This is a genomic window from Enterobacter kobei (assembly GCF_001729765.1).
GTDB classification, from domain to species: domain Bacteria; phylum Pseudomonadota; class Gammaproteobacteria; order Enterobacterales; family Enterobacteriaceae; genus Enterobacter; species Enterobacter kobei.
Map to the genome: position 1 here is coordinate 2,458,352 of NZ_CP017181.1, position 23,050 is coordinate 2,481,401.

Annotated in this window: 21 protein-coding genes and 1 pseudogene; 7 read left to right on the plus strand and 15 right to left on the minus strand. The window is 55.4% G+C overall.

The genetic code is table 11. The features are described from left to right. Positions 1–16 precede the first annotated feature (16 nt). The 3 genes from BFV64_RS11865 to BFV64_RS11875 all read left to right on the plus strand — a co-directional run bounded on the left by BFV64_RS11865 (position 17) and on the right by BFV64_RS11875 (position 1,503). The gene (locus BFV64_RS11865; protein ID WP_023330480.1) at positions 17–589 is read left to right on the plus strand and encodes a flavin reductase family protein; all 573 of its coding nucleotides are present in this window, start codon (positions 17–19) and stop codon (positions 587–589) included. Positions 590–715: 126 nt separating this feature from the next. Further along, positions 716–1,078 carry a hypothetical protein gene (locus tag BFV64_RS11870; protein WP_023330481.1) on the plus strand — a complete coding sequence of 121 codons (363 nt, stop codon included), beginning with the start codon at positions 716–718 and terminating at the stop codon, positions 1,076–1,078. Then, positions 1,078–1,503: a DUF3828 domain-containing protein gene (locus tag BFV64_RS11875; RefSeq protein WP_014883927.1), complete on the plus strand. Its 426-nt coding sequence runs from the start codon at positions 1,078–1,080 to the stop codon at positions 1,501–1,503. Before BFV64_RS11870 ends, BFV64_RS11875 begins: the two co-directional genes overlap by 1 nt. 55 nt (positions 1,504–1,558) lie before the next feature. Here BFV64_RS11875 and fusA read toward each other — a convergent pair whose 3' ends face one another. Next, positions 1,559–3,661: an elongation factor G gene (fusA, locus tag BFV64_RS11880; RefSeq protein WP_023330482.1), complete on the minus strand. Its 2,103-nt coding sequence runs from the start codon at positions 3,659–3,661 to the stop codon at positions 1,559–1,561. Between the two features lie 161 nt (positions 3,662–3,822). Between fusA and BFV64_RS11885 the strand changes: the two genes are divergently transcribed. Continuing rightward, entirely contained in the window at positions 3,823–4,122 is a 300-nt protein-coding gene (locus BFV64_RS11885) for an ArsR/SmtB family transcription factor (RefSeq protein WP_069602108.1), read from the plus strand. 62 nt (positions 4,123–4,184) lie between these two features. Here the strand turns inward: BFV64_RS11885 and BFV64_RS11890 are convergent, their stop codons facing one another. Beyond that, positions 4,185–4,640, minus strand: a complete 456-nt coding sequence (locus tag BFV64_RS11890) for a GNAT family N-acetyltransferase (protein ID WP_069602481.1) — start codon at positions 4,638–4,640, stop codon at positions 4,185–4,187. Positions 4,641–4,804: 164 nt separating this feature from the next. Between BFV64_RS11890 and pdxR the strand changes: the two genes are divergently transcribed. After that, positions 4,805–6,301 carry a MocR-like pyridoxine biosynthesis transcription factor PdxR gene (gene pdxR / locus BFV64_RS11895; RefSeq protein WP_045282138.1) on the plus strand — a complete coding sequence of 499 codons (1,497 nt, stop codon included), beginning with the start codon at positions 4,805–4,807 and terminating at the stop codon, positions 6,299–6,301. 82 nt (positions 6,302–6,383) lie between these two features. Here the strand turns inward: pdxR and BFV64_RS11900 are convergent, their stop codons facing one another. The 11 genes and pseudogenes from BFV64_RS11900 to BFV64_RS11955 form a co-directional block, all read right to left on the minus strand. Continuing rightward, the gene (locus BFV64_RS11900) at positions 6,384–7,385 is read right to left on the minus strand and encodes a Kdo(2)-lipid IV(A) acyltransferase (RefSeq protein WP_045282139.1); all 1,002 of its coding nucleotides are present in this window, start codon (positions 7,383–7,385) and stop codon (positions 6,384–6,386) included. 193 nt (positions 7,386–7,578) lie between these two features. Beyond that, a complete protein-coding gene (gene pptA, locus BFV64_RS11905) occupies positions 7,579–7,809 on the minus strand; it encodes a tautomerase PptA (RefSeq protein ID WP_045282140.1) in 231 nt (76 codons plus the stop codon). Between the two features lie 37 nt (positions 7,810–7,846). Then, positions 7,847–8,464: a glutathione S-transferase family protein gene (locus tag BFV64_RS11910; RefSeq protein ID WP_045282141.1), complete on the minus strand. Its 618-nt coding sequence runs from the start codon at positions 8,462–8,464 to the stop codon at positions 7,847–7,849. 41 nt (positions 8,465–8,505) lie between these two features. Beyond that, on the minus strand, positions 8,506–9,393 hold the full coding sequence (locus tag BFV64_RS11915; protein ID WP_069602109.1) for a transporter substrate-binding domain-containing protein: 888 nt from the start codon (positions 9,391–9,393) through the stop codon (positions 8,506–8,508). Between the two features lie 9 nt (positions 9,394–9,402). Next, on the minus strand, positions 9,403–10,176 hold the full coding sequence (locus BFV64_RS11920) for an amino acid ABC transporter ATP-binding protein (RefSeq protein ID WP_032636419.1): 774 nt from the start codon (positions 10,174–10,176) through the stop codon (positions 9,403–9,405). Next, on the minus strand, positions 10,160–11,086 hold the full coding sequence (locus BFV64_RS11925) for an amino acid ABC transporter permease (protein WP_032636418.1): 927 nt from the start codon (positions 11,084–11,086) through the stop codon (positions 10,160–10,162). The genes BFV64_RS11920 and BFV64_RS11925 overlap by 17 nt, the downstream gene beginning before the upstream one ends. 9 nt (positions 11,087–11,095) lie before the next feature. After that, positions 11,096–11,605 carry a GNAT family N-acetyltransferase gene (locus BFV64_RS11930; protein WP_023330489.1) on the minus strand — a complete coding sequence of 170 codons (510 nt, stop codon included), beginning with the start codon at positions 11,603–11,605 and terminating at the stop codon, positions 11,096–11,098. Between the two features lie 9 nt (positions 11,606–11,614). Continuing rightward, a pseudogene (locus tag BFV64_RS25895) lies at positions 11,615–13,878 on the minus strand (NtaA/DmoA family FMN-dependent monooxygenase). Between the two features lie 17 nt (positions 13,879–13,895). Then, positions 13,896–15,017, minus strand: a complete 1,122-nt coding sequence (locus BFV64_RS11945; RefSeq protein WP_069602111.1) for an amidohydrolase — start codon at positions 15,015–15,017, stop codon at positions 13,896–13,898. Further along, the gene (locus tag BFV64_RS11950; protein ID WP_045282142.1) at positions 15,014–16,015 is read right to left on the minus strand and encodes an LLM class flavin-dependent oxidoreductase; all 1,002 of its coding nucleotides are present in this window, start codon (positions 16,013–16,015) and stop codon (positions 15,014–15,016) included. Before BFV64_RS11950 ends, BFV64_RS11945 begins: the two co-directional genes overlap by 4 nt. 110 nt (positions 16,016–16,125) lie before the next feature. Beyond that, positions 16,126–16,665 (minus strand): AAA family ATPase, encoded by a 540-nt coding sequence (locus tag BFV64_RS11955; protein WP_045282143.1) that lies wholly within the window; start codon positions 16,663–16,665, stop codon positions 16,126–16,128. A 417-nt stretch (positions 16,666–17,082) separates the two neighbouring features. Between BFV64_RS11955 and ansP the strand changes: the two genes are divergently transcribed. Beyond that, the gene (gene ansP, locus BFV64_RS11960; protein ID WP_014883943.1) at positions 17,083–18,579 is read left to right on the plus strand and encodes an L-asparagine permease; all 1,497 of its coding nucleotides are present in this window, start codon (positions 17,083–17,085) and stop codon (positions 18,577–18,579) included. A gap of 93 nt (positions 18,580–18,672) precedes the next feature. Here the strand turns inward: ansP and yncE are convergent, their stop codons facing one another. Next, positions 18,673–19,734: a 7-bladed beta-propeller protein YncE gene (gene yncE, locus BFV64_RS11965; RefSeq protein WP_069602112.1), complete on the minus strand. Its 1,062-nt coding sequence runs from the start codon at positions 19,732–19,734 to the stop codon at positions 18,673–18,675. Between the two features lie 243 nt (positions 19,735–19,977). On the opposite strand from yncE, the gene pqqU reads away from it, so the two are divergent. Then, positions 19,978–22,092 carry a TonB-dependent receptor PqqU gene (gene pqqU, locus BFV64_RS11970; RefSeq protein ID WP_014883945.1) on the plus strand — a complete coding sequence of 705 codons (2,115 nt, stop codon included), beginning with the start codon at positions 19,978–19,980 and terminating at the stop codon, positions 22,090–22,092. Between the two features lie 120 nt (positions 22,093–22,212). Here the strand turns inward: pqqU and BFV64_RS11975 are convergent, their stop codons facing one another. Then, positions 22,213–22,881 carry a GntR family transcriptional regulator gene (locus BFV64_RS11975; protein WP_014883946.1) on the minus strand — a complete coding sequence of 223 codons (669 nt, stop codon included), beginning with the start codon at positions 22,879–22,881 and terminating at the stop codon, positions 22,213–22,215. Positions 22,882–23,050: the final 169 nt, after the last annotated feature.

Consider the following 23,050-nt stretch of genomic DNA (forward strand, 5'->3'; position numbering starts at 1 on the left):
TAGATGAGGAGATCCTATGAGCCACTTTCGCCCTGTTGAATTACGGCATGCCAGCCGCCTGCTGAACCACGGTCCTACCGTACTGATTACCAGTCGGGACGAATCTCTCGACAGACGCAACGTGATGGCCGCCGCATGGTCAATGCCCGTGGAGTTTGAACCGCCGCGCATCGCTATCGTGGTCGACAAAAGTACCTGGTCGCGCGAGCTGATTGAGCGCAGCGGAAAGTTTGGGATTGTCATTCCCGGCGTAGCGGCGGCCAACTGGACTTACGCGGTCGGCAGCGTCAGCGGGCGCGACGAGGACAAATTCAACTGCTACGGCATTCCGGTCGTAAACGGCCCTGAACTCGGCCTGCCGGTTATCGAAGAAAAATGTCTGGCGTGGATGGAGTGTCGGTTATTACCCGTTACCTCCGCGGCGGAAAAATATGACACATTGTTTGGCGAAGTGGTTTCGGCGGCAGCAGATGAGCGCGCGTTCGTCGCCGGACGCTGGCAGTTTGACGGGGATAAACTGAATACGCTGCATCATCTTGGGGCCGGGACGTTTGTGACGAGCGGGAAGATGGTGAAGGCTCTGGATTGAATTCATCAATGTCATTGCATTAAATTATAATAATTTTCTATGACATTTTATGTTTATCATAATCCTGTAAATCGGAGGATATTTCTGGAGTTGCTGCGGATGCAAACTCTTATTGAGGAAATATCAATGTCATGGAATAAAGAAGGCGCAATCTCCTATGCGAAATCGCACGCACAACCGAAGAGCACGGGTTATTGTGCTCACTACGTCACCGAAGCAATCAGAATGGGTGGGAGATTAAAGATTCCCAATACGCGTCTGGCAAAAGATATGGGACGGACATTGGTCAATGCGGGTTTCCGCTTAGTGTATGATCAACCCCACGCCGGAGACGTAGCCGTTATTCAGAATATTGTTGGTCACGATAGCGGGCACGTTTGCATATACGATGGTCAGCAGTGGATTAGCGATTTCATACAACGCACCCTGTATCCAGGGCAAGCATACCGTACTATGCAACCCCATTATGAACTGTTCAGGCACGACTAATGAAAATACTCTTCTTTGTTCTTTTCGCCCTGTCTCCTTTCGCGGTCGCAGAGAGCATCTCTGCACCGGAACAGGCTGCGCTTAAATTCAATCAGTGGTATATCGCGCAGTTAAATCAGAATAAACCGCCAGTACTGAATCCCGACATCATGAATGATTACGTTACCTCAGGAACAATTGCAGCAATTAAAAAAATGTACTCAGGCGACAGCAACGAAAAAGATATGCCCGATGCGGATATGTTCATCAAGTCTCAGGATTGGGACGAAGACTGGAATCAGATCACCGTCTTGCATTCTGAGTTTGATGCGGTTTGCACAAACGTTTATATCGCGTTTGGTAAAAAACAAGATCACGTTGTGGCAGATTGTCTCGTTCAGGAGAAAGGTAAATGGAAAATCCGATCGGCAACGCTGATTAAGTAAAAGATGATACAAGGAAAAGACACATGGTAGCCCAGGGACTACCATGTGCACTTCATTAACTCTTCGCGCGCTTCGAAATAATCTCATCCGCAACATTCCGCGGTGCTTCCGCAAAATGATGGAACTCCATCGTATACGTCGCGCGTCCCTGGGACATTGAGCGTAATGTCGTGGCGTAGCCAAACATCTCGGCCAGCGGCACGTCAGCGCGGATAATCTGGCTGCCGTACTGCTCTTCCATGCCCTGCACCATGCCGCGTCGGGAGGAGAGATCGCCCATGATGTTACCGGCGTACTCTTCCGGTGTTTCCACCTCCACGTGCATGATCGGCTCAAGAATCACCGGATCCGCCCTGCGAGCGCCCTCTTTGAAACCAAGGATTGCCGCCATGCGGAACGCCATCTCAGACGAGTCGACATCGTGGTACGAGCCAAACGTCAGCGTCGCTTTAACATCGACAACCGGATAGCCCGCCAGCACACCGCTGTTCATGGCCTCCCGCAGCCCTTTCTCAACGGACGGGATATACTCGCGTGGCACCACGCCGCCCTTGGTCGCATCCTCAAACGTAAAGCCACTGCCAGGTTCTGTCGGCTCCAGGCTCAGGACAACATGGCCATACTGCCCTTTACCACCGGACTGACGGACAAACTTACCTTCGATATCCTTCACCGCCTTACGCAGGGTTTCACGGTAGGTCACCTGTGGACGACCAATGTTCGCCTCGACGCCAAACTCACGCTTCATACGGTCGACGATAATCTCCAGGTGTAACTCACCCATTCCGGAAATAATGGTCTGACCGGACTCTTCGTCAGTATGCAGACGGAACGACGGATCTTCCGCTGCCAGACGCTGCAGCGCGATCCCCATTTTCTCCTGATCGCCTTTGGTTTTCGGCTCGATTGCCAGCGAGATAACCGGATCCGGGAACTCCATGCGTTCAAGCGTGATAACGGCGTTCGGGTCGGTCAGCGTATCACCTGTGGTCACGTCTTTCAGCCCAACGCAGGCCGCGATGTCCCCGGCGCGCAGTTCATCCACCTCGTGACGGTCGTTGGCGTGCATCAGCACGATACGCCCGATGCGCTCTTTTTTTCCTTTCACCGGGTTATAGACCGCATCACCTTTACGCAGCACGCCAGAGTAAACGCGGATAAAGGTCAGTTGCCCGACATACGGGTCGCTCATCAGCTTGAATGCCAGGGCGGAGAACGGCTCATCATCGCTCGGATGACGCTCCGCGTGCTGCCCTTTTTCATCCACGCCATCAATGGCCGGCACGTCCAGCGGGGACGGCATCAGCTCAATCACCGCATCAAGCATGCGCTGCACGCCTTTGTTTTTGAACGCGCTGCCGCACAGCATCGGCTGGATTTCGCCAGAAATGGTGCGGATACGCAGGCCTTTAATCATGTCCGCTTCCGTCAGATCTCCCGTTTCAAGGTACTTATCCATCAGCTCATCGCTGGCTTCCGCCGCGGCTGAGACCATTTTTTCCCGCCATTCCTGGGCGGTACTGACGAGATCATCCGGCACGGGTGCATAGGTAAACACCATGCCCTGAGTGGCATCGTCCCACAAAATGGTGCGCATCTTGATGAGATCCACCACGCCGGTGAAGTGCTCTTCCGCGCCAACCGGAATCACAATCGGCACCGGGTTGGCCTTCAGGCGTTCCTGCATCATCCGCACCACGCGGAAGAAATCGGCCCCCGGGCGGTCCATTTTGTTAACAAACGCAATGCGAGGAACTTTGTATTTGTTCGCCTGACGCCAGACGGTTTCCGACTGTGGCTGCACGCCACCCACGGAGTCATACACCATGACCGCGCCGTCGAGCACGCGCATGGAACGTTCGACCTCAATGGTGAAATCCACGTGCCCCGGGGTGTCGATGATGTTGATCCGGTGCGGTTCAAACCCTCTGTCCATGCCTGGCCAGAAGCAGCTGACCGCCGCGGAGGTAATCGTGATCCCGCGCTCTTGCTCCTGCGCCATCCAGTCAGTGGTTGCCGCGCCATCGTGTACTTCACCCAGCTTATGGCTCATCCCGGTATAAAACAGGATGCGCTCAGTGGTGGTTGTTTTACCGGCATCGATATGCGCGGAGATACCGATGTTGCGATAACGTTCGAGAGGGATGGGTCGGGGCATACTATTTCCTTAAGTCTTTCTGACTTGTCTGTGACGACCGGGATGGTCGTGTATTCGTTCGTTTGCTATAATAGTCCTATTGTACGAGTATTATCGAACTATTTTTTACGGGTTGACCTATTGTTGATATAGCTCAATCTGACGCCATACGCAGGAAAACGATGATCCCAAACCACCCTGAAACAGAACAAATACTGCTGGAAAATGTGCTGTTTGCCCTCGGCAACCCGCTCCGGCTGTCAATTATCCGCCGACTTGCTGACGGCGGCGAACTCAGCTGTAACGCGCTGCGCCCAGAAGATGTGGTGAAATCCACCATGACCCACCACTGGCGCGTATTGCGGGACAGCGGCGTCATCTGGCAGCGTCCGCAGGGACGAGAAAACATGCTTTCTTTGCGAAGAGACGATCTGGATACCCGTTTTCCAGGGCTGATGGAGATACTTTTGCAGGCTAAATGATAAGAGTACGTCTGGTTTAATGCCCCTTAAAGATTTAAGGGGCACACGGACAGCGAAGGGATTTATCTTACGTACATACGATATTCAATCATCCCGCTTTTTTTCGCAATCCAGTCGTACAATCGTTGCGCGCGATAATTGGCTTCATGCGTATGCCAGTAAAGATGGCTGGCGTGATGTTTTCTTGCTTCTCTCTGCACATATTCTATTAACTGTTTGCCCGTGTGTTTGCCCCTTGCTGTATCGCTGACATATAAATCTTCGAGGTAGCAATAATCGCTCTCGGACCAGGTCGAACGGTGAAAAAGATAATGCGCAAACCCCACCACCTCTCCATTGCATCGTGCCACTACGCAGAATACTGGCTCAACGGGGCTGAAAAATCGTTGCCAGGTTCGTTCAGTCACTGCCCCGGACAGATTGACGTTGTAAAATTCCTGATATTTTCTCCATAGTGGCATCCAGCTTTCAAAATCACGTTCTTTAACTGCTTCAATGGTCACGCTCGTATTATTCATATTGCCTCTGTGCTTATCCCGTATTTGTTTCAGGAAGAGTGTATTCGCTGAATGGCCCGTTTTGCCCCGCCAATTCTCATCACAAAGGCAGACCAATTTTTCATCCTGCTGCATGCACTATTGCTTTAGAATCAAGGGACACAGAGGGAAAAGTGGACAACATAATGTTTAAGCACGCGCAGCTTGAAACGGTTAAGGCATGGATTTCCGACCCTGCAAACGGTTCACTACCGCTTCATGAAAGGATCCAGAGAGCGATACGCACATTGATACTTGAAGGGACCTTATCGCACGGTAAGGCGCTTCCTGCTTCACGTGCGCTGGCTACCTCATTGAATGTTTCGCGGGATACGGTTGAAGCAGCCTATTCCAGCCTGCATGCAGAAGGTTTTATTGAGCGGCAAACAGGCAGAGGGAGCTTCGTCTCTTCCAGCGCCCGGTTTTTAAAACCACGTATCCGACAGCATCCGCCAACCGCGGAAACACGAAAAGCAAAACTTAGCGCCCGTGGAAAGGTCATCTATGAAAGTGGCGGGATCCGCGAGTTTTCTTCGCCACGTCCGCTGGCGCCCGGTATCCCCGAAACCCGCCTGTTCCCCATTCCAAGCTGGGAGCGTCTTCAGCGGCAGGTCCTGAAGGAATATCAGCACAAAATACTGGAGCAAAGTCCACCGCAGGGCATGGAGCGCTTACGGCGGGCCATCGCGGAATATGTCAATCTTGAGCGCGGGACACGTGCGAGTGCAGAACAGGTGATCGTTCTGACAAGTTCTCAACAGGCGCTAGCGCTCTGTTCACACGTGCTGCTGGACAACGGGGAGAGTATTGTCATTGAAGATCCCACCTATCAAGGGGCACACAAAGCGTTTAAGGCTGCCGGACTGCACCCTGTCCCGGTTCCTCTTGATGAAAAAGGCATATCCGTTGGCGCACTTAATTCGCTAACCGAACCTGCCAGAGCTATCTACCTTACCCCTTCTCATCAGTATCCAACCGGGGTGACACTCTCTCTTGACCGACGACTGGCCGTCATTGACTGGGCAAACCGTCACGCCGCCTGGATCATTGAGGATGACTATGACAGTGAGTTTCACTATGAAGGAAAGCCTATGGCCTGCCTTCAGGGGCTGGATGCTTACAACCGGACAATTTATATCGGCACGTTCACCAAGTCGCTGTTCCCCGGGCTACGTATTGCGTACATGATCGTCCCCTCAGAACTGACCGAGCCCTTTACCATGGCCAGGACATTAATGGACGGCCATACCGCATCAATCACTCAACTGACGCTGGCTAAATTTTTGGAGGGGGGCCATTTTGGTGCCTATATTCGCAAGATGAGGAACGTTTATGTTGCTCGTCGCGACAAACTGGCCAGCCTGATGGACGAGTATCTTTCTGATTATGTTGTGTACGCAACGCCAGCGGGTGGCATGCAGATGCCTTGCCACCTGAGGCACGGGTTATCCGAGAAGGATATTGCCGCCGCGGCCCGTCGCGCTGATATTGATATATTAGGACTTACCGGCTTATATGCAGGCAGCCCGGTATCCACCGGTTTTTTAATGGGATTTGCCGCTTACACCGAAAGGGAAATAGAAGACGCGGTAAAAAAGCTGGCCGCAATTTTCCGGTCATGTTGTTATCTCTCGCCACTGTAGATACTCGACAGCAGCCCTGGTGGCCTGCGGACTATGCGCCGTACCGCAGGCCCTCACCGCATGGTGAGGGCAGGATGCTCCCTTAGTGCTGGACGCCCGAGCGGTCAGTAAGCTCGTCGGCGGAGAGAATATCCGCTCGCGATGCCACGCTCTTGCGGCGGGCGTACCTGTCCGGCTGGCCTTCCGGGCGCGTTTTGAAGCGTCGGTGGAGCCACATATACTGCTCCGGTGCCATCAGCACGGCTCGCTCGATAGCCCTGTTCATCTGCGTTGCAACCGTCTCTTTGTCAGCACCCTGCAACGACGCGCTGATATCCTCAAGAATAATCAGTTCGTAACCGGTTCCGTCCGCCCTGCGACGCGGCACGAACGGAATCACGGCGGGCTGAGCGCTTTTTACCAGCATATAGCTTCCTGCCGTAGTTGCGGCATCCGGGACAGCAAAGAAGGGTGCAAACACGCTGTTAGCCTTGCCATAGTCGTGATCCGGGGCGTACCACAGAATCTCATTCTGCTTCAGGGCGCGGATCATGCCTTTTAAATCATGACGGTCCAGCATGGTTTTATTAGAACGCAGACGCCCGCGCGTCTGAAGCCAGTCCAGCAACGCATTATTATTCGGACGATAAACCCCAATCCCCGGGTTGAGCATGCCAAAAATCCGCGCGCCCAGTTCAAGGGTGAGAAAATGCATGCCAACCAGCACCACGCCCTTTCCTTGCGCCCTGGCCTGCTCCATATGCTCATACCCGCACACGGTAAAGCATTTACGCACCCGCCACTCGGGCCAGAACCACGCCATGCCGGTTTCAATTACCCCCATCCCCACGGATTCAAAGTTACGCTGCAGCAAGGCTTCACGCTCCTCTGCTTTCATCTGCGGGAAGCATAGCTCAAGGTTGCGGCGGGCAATCGCCACGCGGCGAGAGAGAAGGCGCATAGCCAGCCGCCCGAGGCGATGTCCAATTCTGAATAACAGCGGATAAGGCAGTAGCATAATGAGCCATAGCGCGGCGATGCCTGTCCAGCTTAGCCAGTATCGAGGATGGAAAAAGGCAGGTGAAAACCGGGGTAATTTTGTCATGAGAAAATTATCCTTTAACGTTGCTGTCCTTAATTGATTCTGTTGTCGATCTTTCCTAAGGATTTATAAAATGTCAGTCAGGAACGTAAAGTGTACCGGATAAGATTAAACTTATTTTTATCGTTTTTTGCGGAAAGAAGGCTGGAGAGGCAGACAAAGCCGGGTAAGACGAAGCGGCCACCCGGCATAAAACTTACATTGAATATCCCGGTTTCTTAATCAGGTCATCCATCTTCGGGGCGATCTCGGTATCCCAGACCTTGGCTTTCCAGTCTGCTTCCTGAACTTCATTCAGCGCTACCGAAATGGAACGGTCTTTACTGTTAAGATGGCGCGTGATCACTTCGGCAATATCGGCCGCCAGCGCGGTTTTTTGTTCGTCATTGAGATCGCGGGGAAAGTATTTGATATCTACGTGTGGCATATGCAGGTTTCCTGTTGTGGTTGAGCGCTTCACGTTATCAGATAATAGTATTTGCCTTTAACACCTTGTGCAGTTCTGGCAGCTGACAGACGGTATCGGCGATCGCCGTAAATTTCGGGGTATTGGCAGCAAACCAGTCGTGACGAGCCCCCCAGGTGCGCGCCACGGCAATATACACATCCAGCAGCGTCAGTCGTTCTCCCAATGCAAACGGCGCGGCTTTAAGCTGACTTTCGAACCATAAATAGAGGGATTTCCGGTACGCAATGCAGTTTTTCTGCAACTGTTCCGGTGCGTCGGGCGCCCAGCGTTCGGGATAATCTGCAAACGTAAAAGTGGGATAGACGTTAGCCACAAACCAGATAAGCAAACGCTGAAACTGCTGGCGTTCGACCTGCCCCACGGGCGGCGCAAGATCGGGACAGCGGTCGAGTACCATCAGGGCAATCGCCGCCGTTTCGGTCATGATGGCGCCATTTTCCAGCGCCAGCGTGGGCACCTGACACAGCGGATTGAGCTTTTGCAGCAACTCACGCTGCGGACCAGGCTGGTCAAACCCGTCCACGTTCACAAACTGATAAGGGATATCGGCCAGGGTCAGCATCACTTCACTGATTGTCGAGCCCCAGCCGGGTACGCCATAAAGTTTCATCATGTTGCCCCCTCAGGGATGAAAACCCTAAGTGTAGAGCACCATTAGTAGGTTATCCCAGGCGGGTTGACCTCCGACTGCGTGACCGCTTCGCCCTGTTCACCCCAGCGCGCCAGCACCTTCTGGTACTCACCCCGCGCAATCGCCCCGTCCAGCGCGGCCTGCAGGGCGTACACCAGCCCATTCCCCTTTTTCGTGGTCGTGGCGACAAAGGCTTTCTTTGGGCCTAACCCCACGACGCGCGTTTTTCCGGTGAGCGCCGCTTTCCAGGACGAAACCGACTGCGGACCAAATAACACATCCGCCCGGCCAGACTGAATATAGAGATTGCCCGAGGCATCGTCGTGGAGATAGACCGGCAGCGCAGGTTCGCGTCCCGCCTTTTTGTTCTCCTCGTTCCAGCCCAGCAGGATGCGCTCCTGATTGGTCCCCGAGCCGACAATCACCTTTTTCCCGGCCAGATCTTCCGGGCTTTTGATCGACTGAATCTCGCTGGTGGATTTCACCGAGAACGCCAGCGAATCGACGCGGTAGGTCGCAAAATCAAACTTCTCTTTACGCTGTTCGGTCACCGCAATGTTCACCAGCGCCACGTCGTAGCGTCCGGAGGCGATCCCCAGCGGCCAGTCTTCCCACGCCGTCGGTATCAGCTTCAGCTTGAGCCCCAGGCTACACGCCAGCAGGCGGGCGATATCCGGATCGCTGCCGATGCGCGTGCGATTGTCGCTGGCCAGCAGCGCCAGCGGTGGAGAGTTCAGCATGGAAACGGCAACCGTAAGCGTTCCCGGCTCAACAAACCTGTAGTTTGCGGGGATCTTCGCCACCGCCTGCCGATCCACCGTCACCGGCAGCGGCTGCTCGTTGGCCTGCACATCAATCCCGGCGTGGCTCACCGTCGTGAAGAACAACCCAACCAGACATCCATATTTCATCTGCGCTCCTTACAGCACTTTAGAGAGGAACTGGCGCGTTCGCGGGTGCGACGGACGGTTTAAAACGTCGTCGCTGTTGCCCTGCTCCACAATTTTCCCGTCGACCATAAATACCACCTGATCCGCCACTTCCCGGGCAAATCCGATCTCATGCGTGACCACCACCAGCGTGGTGCCAGAGCGGGCCAGCTTTTTGATGACGTCCAGGACTTCCCCCACCAGCTCCGGATCCAGCGCCGAGGTAGGCTCGTCAAACAGCATTACGCGCGGACGCAGCGCCAGCGCACGGGCAATGGCAATGCGCTGCTGCTGGCCGCCGGAGAGATGGCGGGACCAGGCGTCCGCTTTATCCCTCAGCCCCACCACATCCAGCAGGCTATATGCCCTTTCCACCGCCTCTTTCCTGCTGAGCTTTTTATGCGCGATGGGCGCCTCAATCAGATTTTCCAGCACCGTGAGATGCGGAAAGAGATTGAAGTTCTGAAACACGTAGCCCACGTTGACGCGCTGCTTGAGGATCTCGTTCTCTTTCAGTTCGTAAAGCCTGTCACCCTGACGACGGTAGCCAATGTAGTCCCCGTCGATCTGGATGAAGCCTTCGTCGACGCGCTCCAGGTGGTTAATGGTGCGTAGCAGCGTCGATTTACCCGAGCCGGACGGTCCGAGGATCACCGTTACGGAGCCCGGCGGGATCTCAAGCGTGACGTTGTCGAGCGCTTTATGGCGGCCAAAATATTTGCTGACGCCGGTAATTGAAATATGTCCTTCAGGAGAGGCTTGCATGGACGGGCTCCTGTGCAGGCGTGGTGGTGACAGCGCGGCTACGACGGGTGGCGCTGTTCTGGTTCACGGCGGAGCGGCGTTCGCTGCGGGCGAGCCCGCGCTCAACACCATACTGGATAGCGGACAGAACGGTGGTGATCGCCAGGTACCACGCGGCACCGACCATCAGCAGCGGGATCACCTCCTGCGTGCGGTTGTAGATCATCTGGATGGTATAGAACAGCTCCGGCATCGCCAGGACATACACCATCGCCGTACCCTTGGCGAGACTGATAATTTCATTGAACCCCGACGGCAATATGGTACGCAGCGCCTGGGGCAGAATGATCCGCACCGTGCGACGCCATGCGGGCAGGCCGAGCGCGGCGGCGGCCTCATACTGGCCGTGATCGACCCCGAGGAATCCGCCACGAATGATCTCGGCGGTATAGGCACTCTGAACGAGGGTTAACCCCACCACCGCGGTAGAAAATTGCCCGAGCACGTTGATGGTTTCAAAACTGCCCCAGGTGATGCGGGTGAACGGTACGCCGATCGAGAGCGTGTCGTAGAGATAGGAGAAGTTGTAGAGGATGATCAGCACGACTATGAGCGGCAGCGAGCGGAACAACCAGATGTATCCCCACGCCAGGCTGCTTAACAGCCAGGAGGAAGAGAGTCTCGCCAGGGCCAGCAGGCCGCCAATCACCACGCTCAGCGCAGTGCCGATCAGGGTCAGCAGCAGGGTCTGCCCGACACCTGCGAGGATCACCGGGTCAAAGAACCAGCGGGCAAACACCGCCCACTCCCAGCGCGGGTTAAAGGCCACGGACTGGATCACAACGGCCAGGATAAACAGGGCCACCACGGCGCCGACGGTCCGCAGCGGATAACGCGCCGGGACCACCTTAATGGTTTCAACGTTGCTCATCGTCGTTCCTCATGCGGTTTTACTGAACGCTTCGCGTACCAGCGTTTTGGTGAAACGCAGCCGACCGTCAAACGGCGGCTGGCTGTACTCTTCCGGGTCACGGGTGAGATCGAACTGCGGCTGGTATCCCTGGCTGAGATAGAGCCGCACCGCTTCCGGTTGACGAAAACCGGTCGTCAGGTAGATCTGGCTGTAACCCGCCAGCACCGCCCTGCGCTCCAGTTCCTGCACCACGCGGGCAGCAAGCCCCTGCTGACGCAGGGATTTGTCCGTCCAGATGCGTTTAATTTCGGCGGTCCGTTCATCAAAGGGTTTGTACGCACCGGTGGCGATAATCTTCTCGTCACGTTCCAGCACGATAAACAGCCCCTGTGGCGCCAAATACCACGCCGTGAGCTCAACTTCCGCGTCCTTAGAGAAGTAGTCGCCGTAGCGGGCGGCATATTCACCGAACAGTCCCTCGATAATCGGCTGCAGTTCGGCATCTTCCGGCGAAACATCACGAAATTGTTCACGCATAGCGCCTCCTTAATCTCCCAGACCTGCCGGGTTTACCTCGGAATGAGCAATGCGCTCAACCCCTTCTCCCCAGCGGTTTAGTACTTTGTCGTAATCGCCGTTTTTGATTACGCCATTAAGCGCGGTTTGCACCGGCTCGACCAGGCCGCTGCCTTTTCTCAGCGTGACCGCGATATGCGCCGCTTTCGGCCAGCCGCCGTCCACGCTGCCGACGAGTTTGGTTTTGCCGTTGAGCGCCGCTTTCCACGCGCCAATCACGTTCGGGCCAAAGTAGGCATCCGCGCGCCCGGACTGCAGCGCCAGCGTTTGCGCCGCATCGTCTTTGGTGTAGATCGGAGTAAAGGGTTTTAGCCCCTTCTTGAGGTTCTCGGCATTCCATGCCAGCAGAATGGCTTCCTGATTGGTACCGGAGCCCACAATAATCCTGAGCCCGGCGATGTCCTCTGCTTTTTTAAGCGAGGTAATCGGGCTGGTCGATTTCACGTAGAAACCGAGGGAGTCCTTACGGTAGGTGGCGAAATCAAACTTCTCTTTGCGCGCTTTGGTGACGGTAATATTGCTGATGGCGGCATCGTATTTTCCGGACGCCACGCCCAGCGGCCAGTCTTCCCACGAGGTCGGCACCACGTTCAGCTCCAGCCCGAGGCTGTCAGCCACCAGGCGAGCGACGTCGACCTCGCTTCCCAACAGCGTTTTGTTGTCATCGGAGAAAACCGTGAGCGGCGGTTGATTCAGCCCCGCTACCGCCACGGTAAATTTCCCGGGCACGGCAAAGCGATAATCCTTCGGTAGCTGCGCCACCGCATCACCGTTTTTGACGGTGTTGATCGGCGTTTTATTGGCCTCAATACTCACGCCAGTGCCGTTAATCGTGACATTCTCTGCCCGGACGACAGGGGTAAAGGCCAGCGCGAGCGCCAGAATAAGCGATGTTTTCTGCATAGCGGTGTTCTCTTTTATTGTTGTGTGAACGTGTTTTTCGGTTGATCCAGACCTAAGCTGTCGCGCAGCGTGGTGCCGGGATAGTCGGTACGGAACAGGCCGCGGGCCTGCAAAACGGGCACTACCTGGTCAACAAAGCGCGGGAAGGTATCCGGCGTGCCGCCCTGAATGATGAAGCCGTCTGCGGCATAGCCTTCAAACCAGGCCTGAAGGCCGTCTGCAACCTCTTCCGGCGTGCCGGAAAAACGCGGGCGCGGCGACGCGGCTTCCAGCGCCACCTGGCGCAGGGTTAAGTTGCGCTCGCGGGCGTTACGCTTAATTTCATCGGTGGTGCTGCGGAAGTTGTTTTTCCCTAGATCGCCGATATCCGGGAACGGCTCGTCGAGCGGATACTGACTAAAATCGTGATGCTCAAAATAACGTCCGAGGTAATTAAGGGCATCGTGAATCGACACCAGCGCCGCCGTAGTCTGGTACTGGTTTTCCACGTCTTCGGCATCGTTGCCAACGATGACGCTGACGCCCTGGAAAATCTGTAAGTCAGACGCGCGCCGACCGTTCGTTTCCAGTTGCTGTTTCACGTCACGATAAAACGCTTTCGCTTCTTCGAAGGTGTCATGGTGGGTAAAAATGGCGTCGGCATGTTTTGCCGCCAGTTTTTTCCCGTCATCCGACGCACCGGCCTGAAAGACAACCGGACGTCCTTGCGGCGTGCGACCAATATTGAGCGGCCCGGCGACCTGGAAGAAATCCCCGTGATGATTCAGGGGGTGCAGTTTAGCCGGGTCAAAAAACTGACCGCTCTCTTTATTACGGATAAAGGCATCCTCTTCCCAGGAATCCCACAGCCCTTTCACCACATCGAGATACTCATCGGCAATGCGATAGCGCAGCGCATGTTCCGGGTGTTTTTCGCGGGAAAAGTTCTTCGCTGAACCTTCCAGCGGCGAAGTCACCACGTTCCAGCCAGCGCGTCCGTTGCTCAGGTGGTCGAGGCTGGCGAACTGCCGTGCCGTGGTAAAGGGCTCGCTGTAGGAGGTGGATAAGGTTCCCACCAGCCCCAGGCGCGAGGTAATACTTGCCAGCGCAGATAACACCGTTAAGGGCTCAAACCGGTTTAAAAAATGCGGGATCGATTTTTCGTTAATATAAAGACCGTCGGCAACGAATAAGAAATCGAGTTTGCCCTCTTCCGCTTTTAATGCCGTCTCTTTAACGAAATCAAAATTGATACTGGCATCCGCGACGGCCGCCGGATGACGCCAGGCGGACATATTTCCGGATGCGCCATGCAAAATGGTCCCGAGCCGCAGTTGACGATGTGCAGACATATTTACCTCATGATTAATCAGACGTGTTGCAGGGCGTGTTCCGCAAGCTGGGCAAAATAGCGGGCAGCGGGTTCAATTAAGGCTTCATCCGGATTAAATGCCGGGTGGTGTAAACCAAACGGACTGTTGCTGCCGATGCTGACAAACGCGCCGGGCACAGACTGGAGATAGACTGCGAAATCTTCTCCGCCCATATGTAGCTCGGCGTGATGGGTTTCATACCCCGCTTCACGGGCGACCGAGGTGGCGAAATCGGCCCAGCGTTGGTCATTGACCAGCGCAGTGGGCCCGGCAAACCAGGTGATATCAATCTGCGCGCTAAAAGCACTGGCAAAACCGGCCGCAATTTCCCCCACGCGGGCCTTCACGTTCTGCTGCACTTCCGTGCGGTGAGTGCGTAGCGTACCTTCCAGCTCAACGCTTTCCGGCAGCACGTTCCAGGTGTTGCCCCCGGCGATGCGCGTCACGCTCAGCACTACCGAATCCAGCGTATTCACATTGCGGCTGGCGACGCTTTGCAGCGCGGTCACCAGCTGGCTGGCCAGGAGAATAGCGTCGTTGCCTTCATGCGGGCGCGCGGCGTGCGCGCCTTTACCGGTAATGCGGATCGCGAAGCGGTCGACGTTGGCATAGAACGACCCGCCACGGGTCGCGAACTTCCCCACCGGCAGGCCGGGCTCGTTGTGCATCCCAAAAATCGCGCTGACATCCCGCAGGGCACCGGCCCGCACCATGCTCTTCGCCCCCCCAAAGTTCTCTTCGGCTGGCTGAAACAGGATACGCACCCGCCCCTTAAGCGAGGCTTCCCGCGCTTTCAGTTTTAACGCTGCACCGAGGATCACGCTGGTATGGATATCGTGTCCGCAGGCATGCATCACGCCGGGCTGCTGCGAGCTAAACGGCACGCCGCTGCGCTCCTCAATGGGCAGGGCATCAATGTCTGCCCGCAGCGCGATCAGTTTGTTACCGGTCCCGATCTCCGCCACCACACCGGTCGGCAGGTCGTAAGGCAGCGGCGTGATGCCCGCGGCTGACAGCCACCGGCGCAGGCGCGCGGTCGTTTCCACTTCCTGGCCGGACAGCTCCGGGTTCTGATGCAGCTCGCGACGCCAGGCAATCAGTTGTTCACCAAAGCTCATACGGTAACCTCCCTGTTCAGACGCGCCTCGGCCAGCAAACGCAGGGACTGCACGCGCGTTGCCCCCTCCGCAACCGGCGTGTCGATGATAAATTCGTCGATCCCCCACTGCGCGTGTAGCGCGTTCAGCTGTTCCAGCACCGACTCCGCCGTCCCCACCAGCAGCGACTGGGCGCGACGGGCGATGCGCACCGGCTCACTCCCGGCCTGACGCGCAAAGGCATAGGCCTGATCCTCGCTGGCGACGGTCACGCGCTGGCCGTTTGCCAGCTCAACACCCCACACTTCGACCTTCTGCGCCAGGGCTTCGGCCTCAACCTGGGTCGGCGCGATAATCGCCTGCACCGCCACTATCACCTCCCGCGCGCTGTTCTTGCGCCAGGTCGAAACCACCTCGCGTAACAGTTCCGGATCTCCGTTCAGATGCGCGGCAAAGACAAAGTGCCAGTCGAGTGATGCGGCGAGCAGCGCGCTTTCCGTGCTGGCGCCCAGCAGAAAACCCTGTGCAGGTACCGGCGGCTGCGGCGTGGCGCGAACGGCTTCCTCCGCAGAGTGGTTTTCAGGGCGAATCCAGCGATCGAGCTGGGCCAGCTGTTCGGCAAAGCTGCCCTTTTCCTGCTGATCCAGCCCCTGCTGCAGCGCGCGGGTCGAGAGCGGTAATCCCCCAGGCGCTTTTCCGACGCCAAGATCCACGCGGCCGGGCGCCAGCGCGGCCAGCACGTTGAAATTCTCGGCGACTTTATACGGGCTGTAGTGCTGGAGCATGACGCCCCCGGAACCGACCCGGATGCGCGTTGTTTGCCCGAGGATCCAGGCAATCAGCAGCTCCGGCGAGGGACTGGCAAGCTGAGGGGTATTGTGGTGTTCGGCAATCCAGAAGCGGTGATAGCCCAGATTTTCTGCCTGCTGCGCCAGCGCTAACGTACGCGCCAGTGCATCGGCAGCCGTTTCGTTTTCAGCGATGGGGCTTTTGTCCAGAATGCTGATTCGCCATGACATGTTGCGTTCTCGTTTGACTTAACATGTCGACATTATTAAAGGCGTATTTCACCACTGAGAAACAATTAATTTACATTTAGTTTTCTGGAAATCAGATATACAGCGCCCTGCTAGGGATGAGTTTTCAGCGAAGCAATCAGCGCATCCGCCTCCTGGCGATGGGTGATGCGAACAAACTGAATGTGGGCGTATTGCGGGTTTTTCATATCAGCGTCGTAACGCTCGCGGTTAATGCGCCAGGTTTTAAGGGTCCAGATGATGATGGATTCCCGGCTGAAAAATGAGCGGCGGAAGCTTTCGCAGTTTCCGGTGCCAGGCCACAGTTCCTGTTGGTGCCATGCGCGTTTAAACGCGCGCGTCACCGCCTGCCAGAGCGTACGGACAAAACCGCAGTCCACCCACACGACCAGATCAACCTCACGCCATTTCACCGGGCGCGTGCGGTTGTAGTTGCCATCAAGCACCCAGCCGGGTGTGGCAGCGAGCGTATTTTCCAGCGTCTCCAGTAGCTCCTCATCGGGCGTTCCCTTCCACTCAGAACGCCAGTAGAGCCTGTCCATCTCAATATAAGGGAGCGACAGTTCCGTCGCGATGCGCCGGGCAAGCGTACTCTTTCCGCTCCCGCTGGTACCGATAATATTGATTTTCACCGTTCCGCCTGGCCATGCTGAAGAAAACATTTCGGATCATATCGTTTTATTTTTGTTAATGAAATGCCCGTGACGCGCTGCCTCATTGCGCGCTACCTCAACGTAATTATTAAGGATTTCTGATGATTAAAGCAGCACTTCACTATTAGTTCTGTCTAAAAACTCGCCACGATTCAGCGTGTTGTAATCCTCATCTGCTCTGACCACACGATTTCCTTCGACCTGCATCACTTTCGACACGGTTATATTTTGCGTCGCTTATGAATTGCAGGTAGGATGCCTCGCCATGTTTCGCCTTATCCATACGCAGAATGACTGGGAAGGCGACATGTGTTTGCGCAGAAGCAATCGTTTGTATCGCTCTCTGCCAGGCAGGACTATCACGATAATGGTTCAGACAGGCAAACAGGTAACTCAATGAAAACAAGCAATAAAAGCGCAGCCGATCATCACGCTGCTAAACGTCGCTGGTTGAACTCCCACGAAGAGGGCTACCACAAAGCGATGGGCAACCGTCAGGTGCAAATGATCGCCATCGGCGGCGCTATCGGAACAGGTCTGTTTTTAGGTGCTGGTGCGCGTCTGCAAATGGCTGGCCCGGCTCTCGCCCTGGTGTATCTGGTGTGCGGGATCTTCTCTTTCTTCATTCTTCGCGCACTGGGTGAACTGGTGCTGCATCGTCCGTCCAGCGGGAGTTTTGTTTCCTACGCCCGTGAATTCCTCGGTGAAAAAGCGGCCTACGTGGCAGGCTGGATGTACTTTGTCAACTGGGCGATGACCGGTATCGTCGATATCACCGCCGTTGCGCTCTACATGCACTACTGGGGCGCGTTCGGTGACGTGCCCCAGTGGGTCTTTGCCCTTGGTGCGCTGGCGATTGTCGGCACCATGAACATGATCGGCGTGAAGTGGTTCGCCGAAATGGAGTTCTGGTTTGCGCTGGTAAAAGTGCTGGCGATTGTGATTTTCCTGGTCGTCGGGACCGTGTTCCTCGGCAGCGGTAAGCCGCTGGATGGCAATGCCACCGGCTTCCACCTGATAACCGATAACGGCGGTTTCTTCCCGCACGGTCTGCTGCCTGCGCTGGTTCTGGTTCAGGGCGTTGTGTTTGCCTTTGCCTCTATCGAACTGGTCGGTACCGCAGCGGGTGAATGTAAAGACCCGCAGACCATGGTGCCGAAAGCCATCAACAGCGTGATCTGGCGTATCGGTCTGTTCTACGTTGGTTCCGTGGTGCTGCTGGTTCTGCTGCTGCCGTGGAATGCCTATCAGGCTGGTCAGAGCCCGTTTGTCACCTTCTTCTCTAAGCTCGGCGTGCCTTACGTTGGCAGCATCATGAACATCGTGGTGCTGACGGCGGCACTCTCCAGCCTCAACTCCGGCCTTTACTCTACCGGTCGTATCCTGCGCTCTATGTCGATGGGCGGTTCTGCGCCGAAGTTCATGTCGAAGATGAGCAAGCAGCACGTACCGTATGCCGGTATTCTGGCGACCCTGGTGGTGTATGTCTTCGGTGTATTCCTGAACTATCTGGTGCCGTCTCAGGTCTTCGAGATCGTTCTGAACGTGGCCGCACTTGGGATTATCGCCTCCTGGGCCTTTATCGTGGTTTGCCAGATGCGCTTGCGTAAAGCCATTAAAGAAGGCAAAGCCGCAGACGTCAGCTTTAAGCTGCCGGGCGCACCGGTGACCTCATGGCTCACCCTGCTCTTCCTGTTTAGCGTGCTGGTACTGATGGCGTTCGACTACCCGAACGGTACCTATACCATCGCCACCATTCCGCTGCTGGCCGTATTGCTGATCGCAGGCTGGTTCGGCGTACGTAAACGCGTTCACGAAATTCACAGCACCGCGCCGGTTCATCCTGATGATGAAAAACACGACGCACCGCTGGTGGAAGAGACCTCGCGTTAATAAAAAAGCCGGGTGGCGGCTTCGCCTTACCCGGCCTATATCTTATCGTTTTTGTAGGCCCGGTAAGCGCAGCGCCACCGGGCAATTCCCACATTAGAGTGCAATACGAATCACATCGTCAGGCTGAGTGGCTTCCTGCTGGCGAGTGGATTTTTGTTTCACCGTCACGTACAGGATTTTGCCATCGGCAGACAGCGCCAGGCTATTCGGGTAGACAGGCGTGTCGAAGGTTTTTGTCACCTTATAAGACTTCGCGTCAATCACGCTCACTTTACCGGCTTCACGGTGCGTCACGTAGGCTTCATTGCGAGCCGGGTTAAACAGAACCGCCAGTGATTCAGGCGCCGCAATTTTCTCAATCACCCTGCCGTCTTTCAGGCTCACCACCAGCACTTCCGGCTGTTTTGAGTCGGTCAGGAAGGCACGCTGACCGGCGGTGTCCAGGCTCAAATTCAGGTAGAAGTGTTCTTTGCCGTCGTCCTGCACTTTTTTGCGGCTGAGGATGGTGTTGGTGGCGGTATCAATGGTGACCAGCTCGCCGTCCGCATTCGTTGTATACAGGCGTTTCGCCCTGGCATCAAGTGCCAGCCCGGTGCTGTAGGTACCCGTATTTGCGATGGTTCCTTTCAGCTTCAGCGTGGCGCCATCCACCACCCAAATCACGCTCTCTTTGCCCACACCGGTGATGTAAATCGTGTTGATCGCGTCATCCGCCACCAGCTGTCGCGGCTGCAGCGGTTTCACCGTTTCGCTGCGCTGGCGACTATCCAGCACCAGACGCCCTTTCACGTCGCCCGTTTTCGCATCAATGGCCGTCACCGCGCCGTTGATCGTGTTACCCAACCACAGGGTTTGCGTCGCGCCGTCGAGGGTTGTACCAAAAGGTTTGAGATCGCTATGAATGGCCTGCGTGACCTCCAGCGTGGCAGGATCAAGGCGATAGATAATCCCACCCTTGTCAGTTTTACGGCTTTGCGACGTCGCAACCCACAGCGCATTCTCCTGCTGGCTGACCGCCATTTCATAGGCACCTTTACCCACTGCTTTACGCAGCATCTCTTCGGCGGCATGCACCTGGAAGGTTCCGGCAAACAGTAAAGCGGCAGACAGCAGAGAGGTGCTCAGTCGCGGTGAGCACAGATGGCGTAAAGACATAACAATTCCTTTTTTGAAAAATGGGAGTACGGCTGACATCGCTTCCGGCTGGCAACGTCATGGCGTCGCCGTTATGATAATGAGAATAGTAATCATTAATGAGTTAAAAGTGGAGTTTTTCTTTCCCTTCTCGCCTTTCATTAACGCAATGTGCGGTTATAGTTTTCAAAACATTTACAAAACCTTTAACATGTATGGACATGTTCCATTTGGTTCGTTTACACACCACAACCGGTTTTACTCATGAAAATCATTTCTGCCCGTAAGGCATCTCTCCCGCTGCTGCTGGTCCCCGTTGTTTTTGTGCCGCTTAGTGCGATCGGCGCAGAGGAACAAACCATGATCGTCAGCGCCACGCCGCAAACCGTATCAGAGCTTGATACCCCGGCGGCGGTCAGCGTCGTGAATGGCGATGATATGCGTCATGCCACGCCACGCATTAACCTCTCTGAATCGCTTGGCAGCGTTCCCGGGCTGCAAATCCAGAACCGGCAGAACTATGCCCAGGATCTCCAGCTTTCAGTGCGTGGGTTTGGTGCCCGATCAACGTTTGGCGTGCGCGGCATTCGCATGTATGTCGACGGTATCCCTGCCACCATGCCGGACGGACAGGGCCAGACGTCTAACATCGACCTCTCCAGCATTGACAGCGTTGAAGTGCTGCGTGGCCCCTTCTCTGCCCTGTACGGTAACGCCTCTGGCGGCGTGATTAACATGACTACCCAGACCGGGCAGCAGCCACCGACCCTTGAGGCGAGCAGCTATTACGGCAGTTACGGTACATGGCGCTATGGAATGAAAGCCACCGGCGCCATGGGGGACGGAACGCATGCGGGAGACGTGGATTACACGGTTTCGACTACCCGCTTCACCACCAAAGGCTTCCGCGACCACAGCGGCGCGCGGAAGAATCTGGCTAACGCCAAACTGGGTGTACGCATTGACGACGCCAGCAAGCTGACGCTGATTTTCAACAGCGTGGACATGAAAGCCAACGATCCGGGCGGACTGAGCTATCAGGAGTGGCAAAACAACCCACGTCAGTCTCCGCGCGGCGATCAGTACAACACGCGCAAGACCATCAAGCAGACCCAGGCCGGTCTGCGCTATGACCGCCAGCTTAGCGCTCAGGACGATCTGAGCGTGATGATGTATGCCGGTGAGCGTGAAATGACGCAGTATCAGTCGATTCCTTATCAGCCGCAGCTGCGACCTTCTCACTCCGGCGGCGTGATTGATATGCAGCGCCACTATCAGGGCGTTGATACCCGCTGGACGCACCGTGGTGAGCTGCTGGTGCCGGTCACCTTCACCACCGGTCTGAACTATGAAAACATGAGTGAAGATCGTCGCGGGTACGAAAACTTCGTGATGAACAACGGCGTGCCGGATTACGGCGTTAAAGGCGATAAGCGTCGTGATGAACGCAATCTGATGTGGAACGTCGATCCTTATCTGCAAACCAGCTGGCAGTTAACGCAGAAACTTTCCGTCGACGCGGGCGTGCGTTACAGCTCGGTCTGGTTCGATTCCAACGACCACTACGTTACGCCGGGGAACGGCGATGACAGCGGTGACGCGAGCTATCACAAATGGCTCCCGGCAGGCTCGGTGAAATATGCGGTGACGGACGCGTGGAACCTCTATGCGGCCGCAGGACGTGGATTCGAAACGCCGACCATCAACGAACTTTCTTATCGCGCCGATAATCAGGGCGGCCTGAACATCGGCCTGAAACCTTCCACGAACAACACCTATGAAGTGGGCAGCAAAACCCGCATCGGTAATGGTCTGCTGACGGCAGCGCTGTTCCGCACAGACACAGATGATGAGATCGTGGTAGATGCCAGCGCTGGCGGTCGTACAAGCTATAAAAATGCCGGGAAAACTCGCCGTCAGGGGGTAGAAGTCTCTCTCGATCAGCAGTTTGCTGAGAACTGGAAACTGAAAATGGCGTGGACGTACCTGGACGCCACCTACCGCACCAACGTCTGCGGCGATGCCGACTGTAATGGCAACCGTATGCCGGGCATTGCCCGCAATATGGGCTTCGCGTCGTTTGGCTGGCAGCCAGAAGAAGGCTGGTACGCGGGTTCTGACGTGCGCTATATGAGCGACATCATGGCTGATGACGAAAACACGGCGAAAGCGCCGTCGTACACGGTGGTTGGGCTCAATACCGGGTATAAATTTAACTATGGCAACTGGGGGATGGACGTCTTTGGCCGCGTAGATAACCTGTTCGACAAAGAGTATGTCGGCTCCGTTATTGTTAACGAATCGAACGGGCGTTATTACGAGCCCGCACCTGGCCGTAACTACGGTGTTGGTCTGTCGGTCTCTTATCGCTTCGAGTGAGAAAAAAAGTAAAGTTTATTTTATAAATGAAATAATGCTCCTGATGGCAATAAGCCATCAGGAGTTATTCACAAGATAAATAATTAGGTGCGGGATATAGTCGCTCTGCTAAATAATCTCTTAGTTAAAATATTGTCGCTGTAAAAGCGTATTCGCTTCATCAATCAACTTATCAATCGCCTTCTGGCTGGCATCAACATCTCTTCTCTCAAGGGCTGAAAGCAGCTCGTCGTAGTGATAAGTCGACACTTTGATGTCATCAAGCTCACGGTGAAGATAGTTAATACACGGGCCGATGCGCACCCATAGCTGTTCAATCAACGCATTCAGCGTCGGCATTTCGGCATACTGATAAAGCGTAAACCGGAAAACGCGATTCGCATGCAGCGCCTGCTGGACGTTCCCGTTGCGCATGGCCTCATGAAATACGTCCGACAATTTGCGCAACGTCTCCAGCTTTTGCTCAGACATATTCTGGCAGGCCGCGGCGACTGCCATGGGCTCAAGCTGTTTGCGAATGGCGTTAATTTCGTTATAACGATCCAGCGTGACCTCTGGCACCAGAAAGGCCTGCGCGGGCGTAGCGTGTAACGCCCCTGCCGACACCAGACGCAGCAGCGCTTCGCGGACCGGCGTAATACTGGTTCCCAATTTATCGGCAATCTCTTTCGTAATCAGCCGTGCGCCAGGTTTGAGGGAGCCTGTAATTAATGCTCCTTTCAAACTGAGTTCAACTTGCATGGTAAGACTGATCCTTTGGGCTTTTTCTAAGTGATCCAAATCAAGCATGTTCAATTCCTGTAGCTAAAACTTAATGCTATTTTTAAGCGTCGGTTTAATAAAACGACGCTGCTTCGATATATCCTGTATCGTCATGCCTGGTGGTGGGAAGTACGTAAAAACAGCAAAAAAAGCAAACTGTGATTTTTTATCGGCTCCGGGCGCATCCGGGATGATG

Coding starts and splice junctions, on each gene's coding strand:
- BFV64_RS11925 (WP_032636418.1), bottom strand. CDS start 11,086: ATGAGCAACGTTGAAACCATTAAGGTGGTCCCGGCGCGTTATCCGCTG.
- BFV64_RS11900 (WP_045282139.1), bottom strand. CDS start 7,385: ATGACAAAATTACCCCGGTTTTCACCTGCCTTTTTCCATCCTCGATAC.
- BFV64_RS11930 (WP_023330489.1), bottom strand. CDS start 11,605: ATGCGTGAACAATTTCGTGATGTTTCGCCGGAAGATGCCGAACTGCAG.
- ansP (WP_014883943.1), top strand. CDS start 17,083: ATGAAAACAAGCAATAAAAGCGCAGCCGATCATCACGCTGCTAAACGT.
- BFV64_RS11870 (WP_023330481.1), top strand. CDS start 716: ATGTCATGGAATAAAGAAGGCGCAATCTCCTATGCGAAATCGCACGCA.
- BFV64_RS11950 (WP_045282142.1), bottom strand. CDS start 16,015: ATGTCATGGCGAATCAGCATTCTGGACAAAAGCCCCATCGCTGAAAAC.
- BFV64_RS11885 (WP_069602108.1), top strand. CDS start 3,823: ATGATCCCAAACCACCCTGAAACAGAACAAATACTGCTGGAAAATGTG.
- BFV64_RS11975 (WP_014883946.1), bottom strand. CDS start 22,881: ATGCTTGATTTGGATCACTTAGAAAAAGCCCAAAGGATCAGTCTTACC.
- BFV64_RS11945 (WP_069602111.1), bottom strand. CDS start 15,017: ATGAGCTTTGGTGAACAACTGATTGCCTGGCGTCGCGAGCTGCATCAG.
- yncE (WP_069602112.1), bottom strand. CDS start 19,734: ATGTCTTTACGCCATCTGTGCTCACCGCGACTGAGCACCTCTCTGCTG.
- BFV64_RS11910 (WP_045282141.1), bottom strand. CDS start 8,464: ATGATGAAACTTTATGGCGTACCCGGCTGGGGCTCGACAATCAGTGAA.
- BFV64_RS11920 (WP_032636419.1), bottom strand. CDS start 10,176: ATGCAAGCCTCTCCTGAAGGACATATTTCAATTACCGGCGTCAGCAAA.
- BFV64_RS11915 (WP_069602109.1), bottom strand. CDS start 9,393: ATGAAATATGGATGTCTGGTTGGGTTGTTCTTCACGACGGTGAGCCAC.
- pptA (WP_045282140.1), bottom strand. CDS start 7,809: ATGCCACACGTAGATATCAAATACTTTCCCCGCGATCTCAATGACGAA.
- BFV64_RS11865 (WP_023330480.1), top strand. CDS start 17: ATGAGCCACTTTCGCCCTGTTGAATTACGGCATGCCAGCCGCCTGCTG.
- fusA (WP_023330482.1), bottom strand. CDS start 3,661: ATGCCCCGACCCATCCCTCTCGAACGTTATCGCAACATCGGTATCTCC.
- BFV64_RS11890 (WP_069602481.1), bottom strand. CDS start 4,640: ATGAATAATACGAGCGTGACCATTGAAGCAGTTAAAGAACGTGATTTT.
- pdxR (WP_045282138.1), top strand. CDS start 4,805: ATGTTTAAGCACGCGCAGCTTGAAACGGTTAAGGCATGGATTTCCGAC.
- pqqU (WP_014883945.1), top strand. CDS start 19,978: ATGAAAATCATTTCTGCCCGTAAGGCATCTCTCCCGCTGCTGCTGGTC.
- BFV64_RS11875 (WP_014883927.1), top strand. CDS start 1,078: ATGAAAATACTCTTCTTTGTTCTTTTCGCCCTGTCTCCTTTCGCGGTC.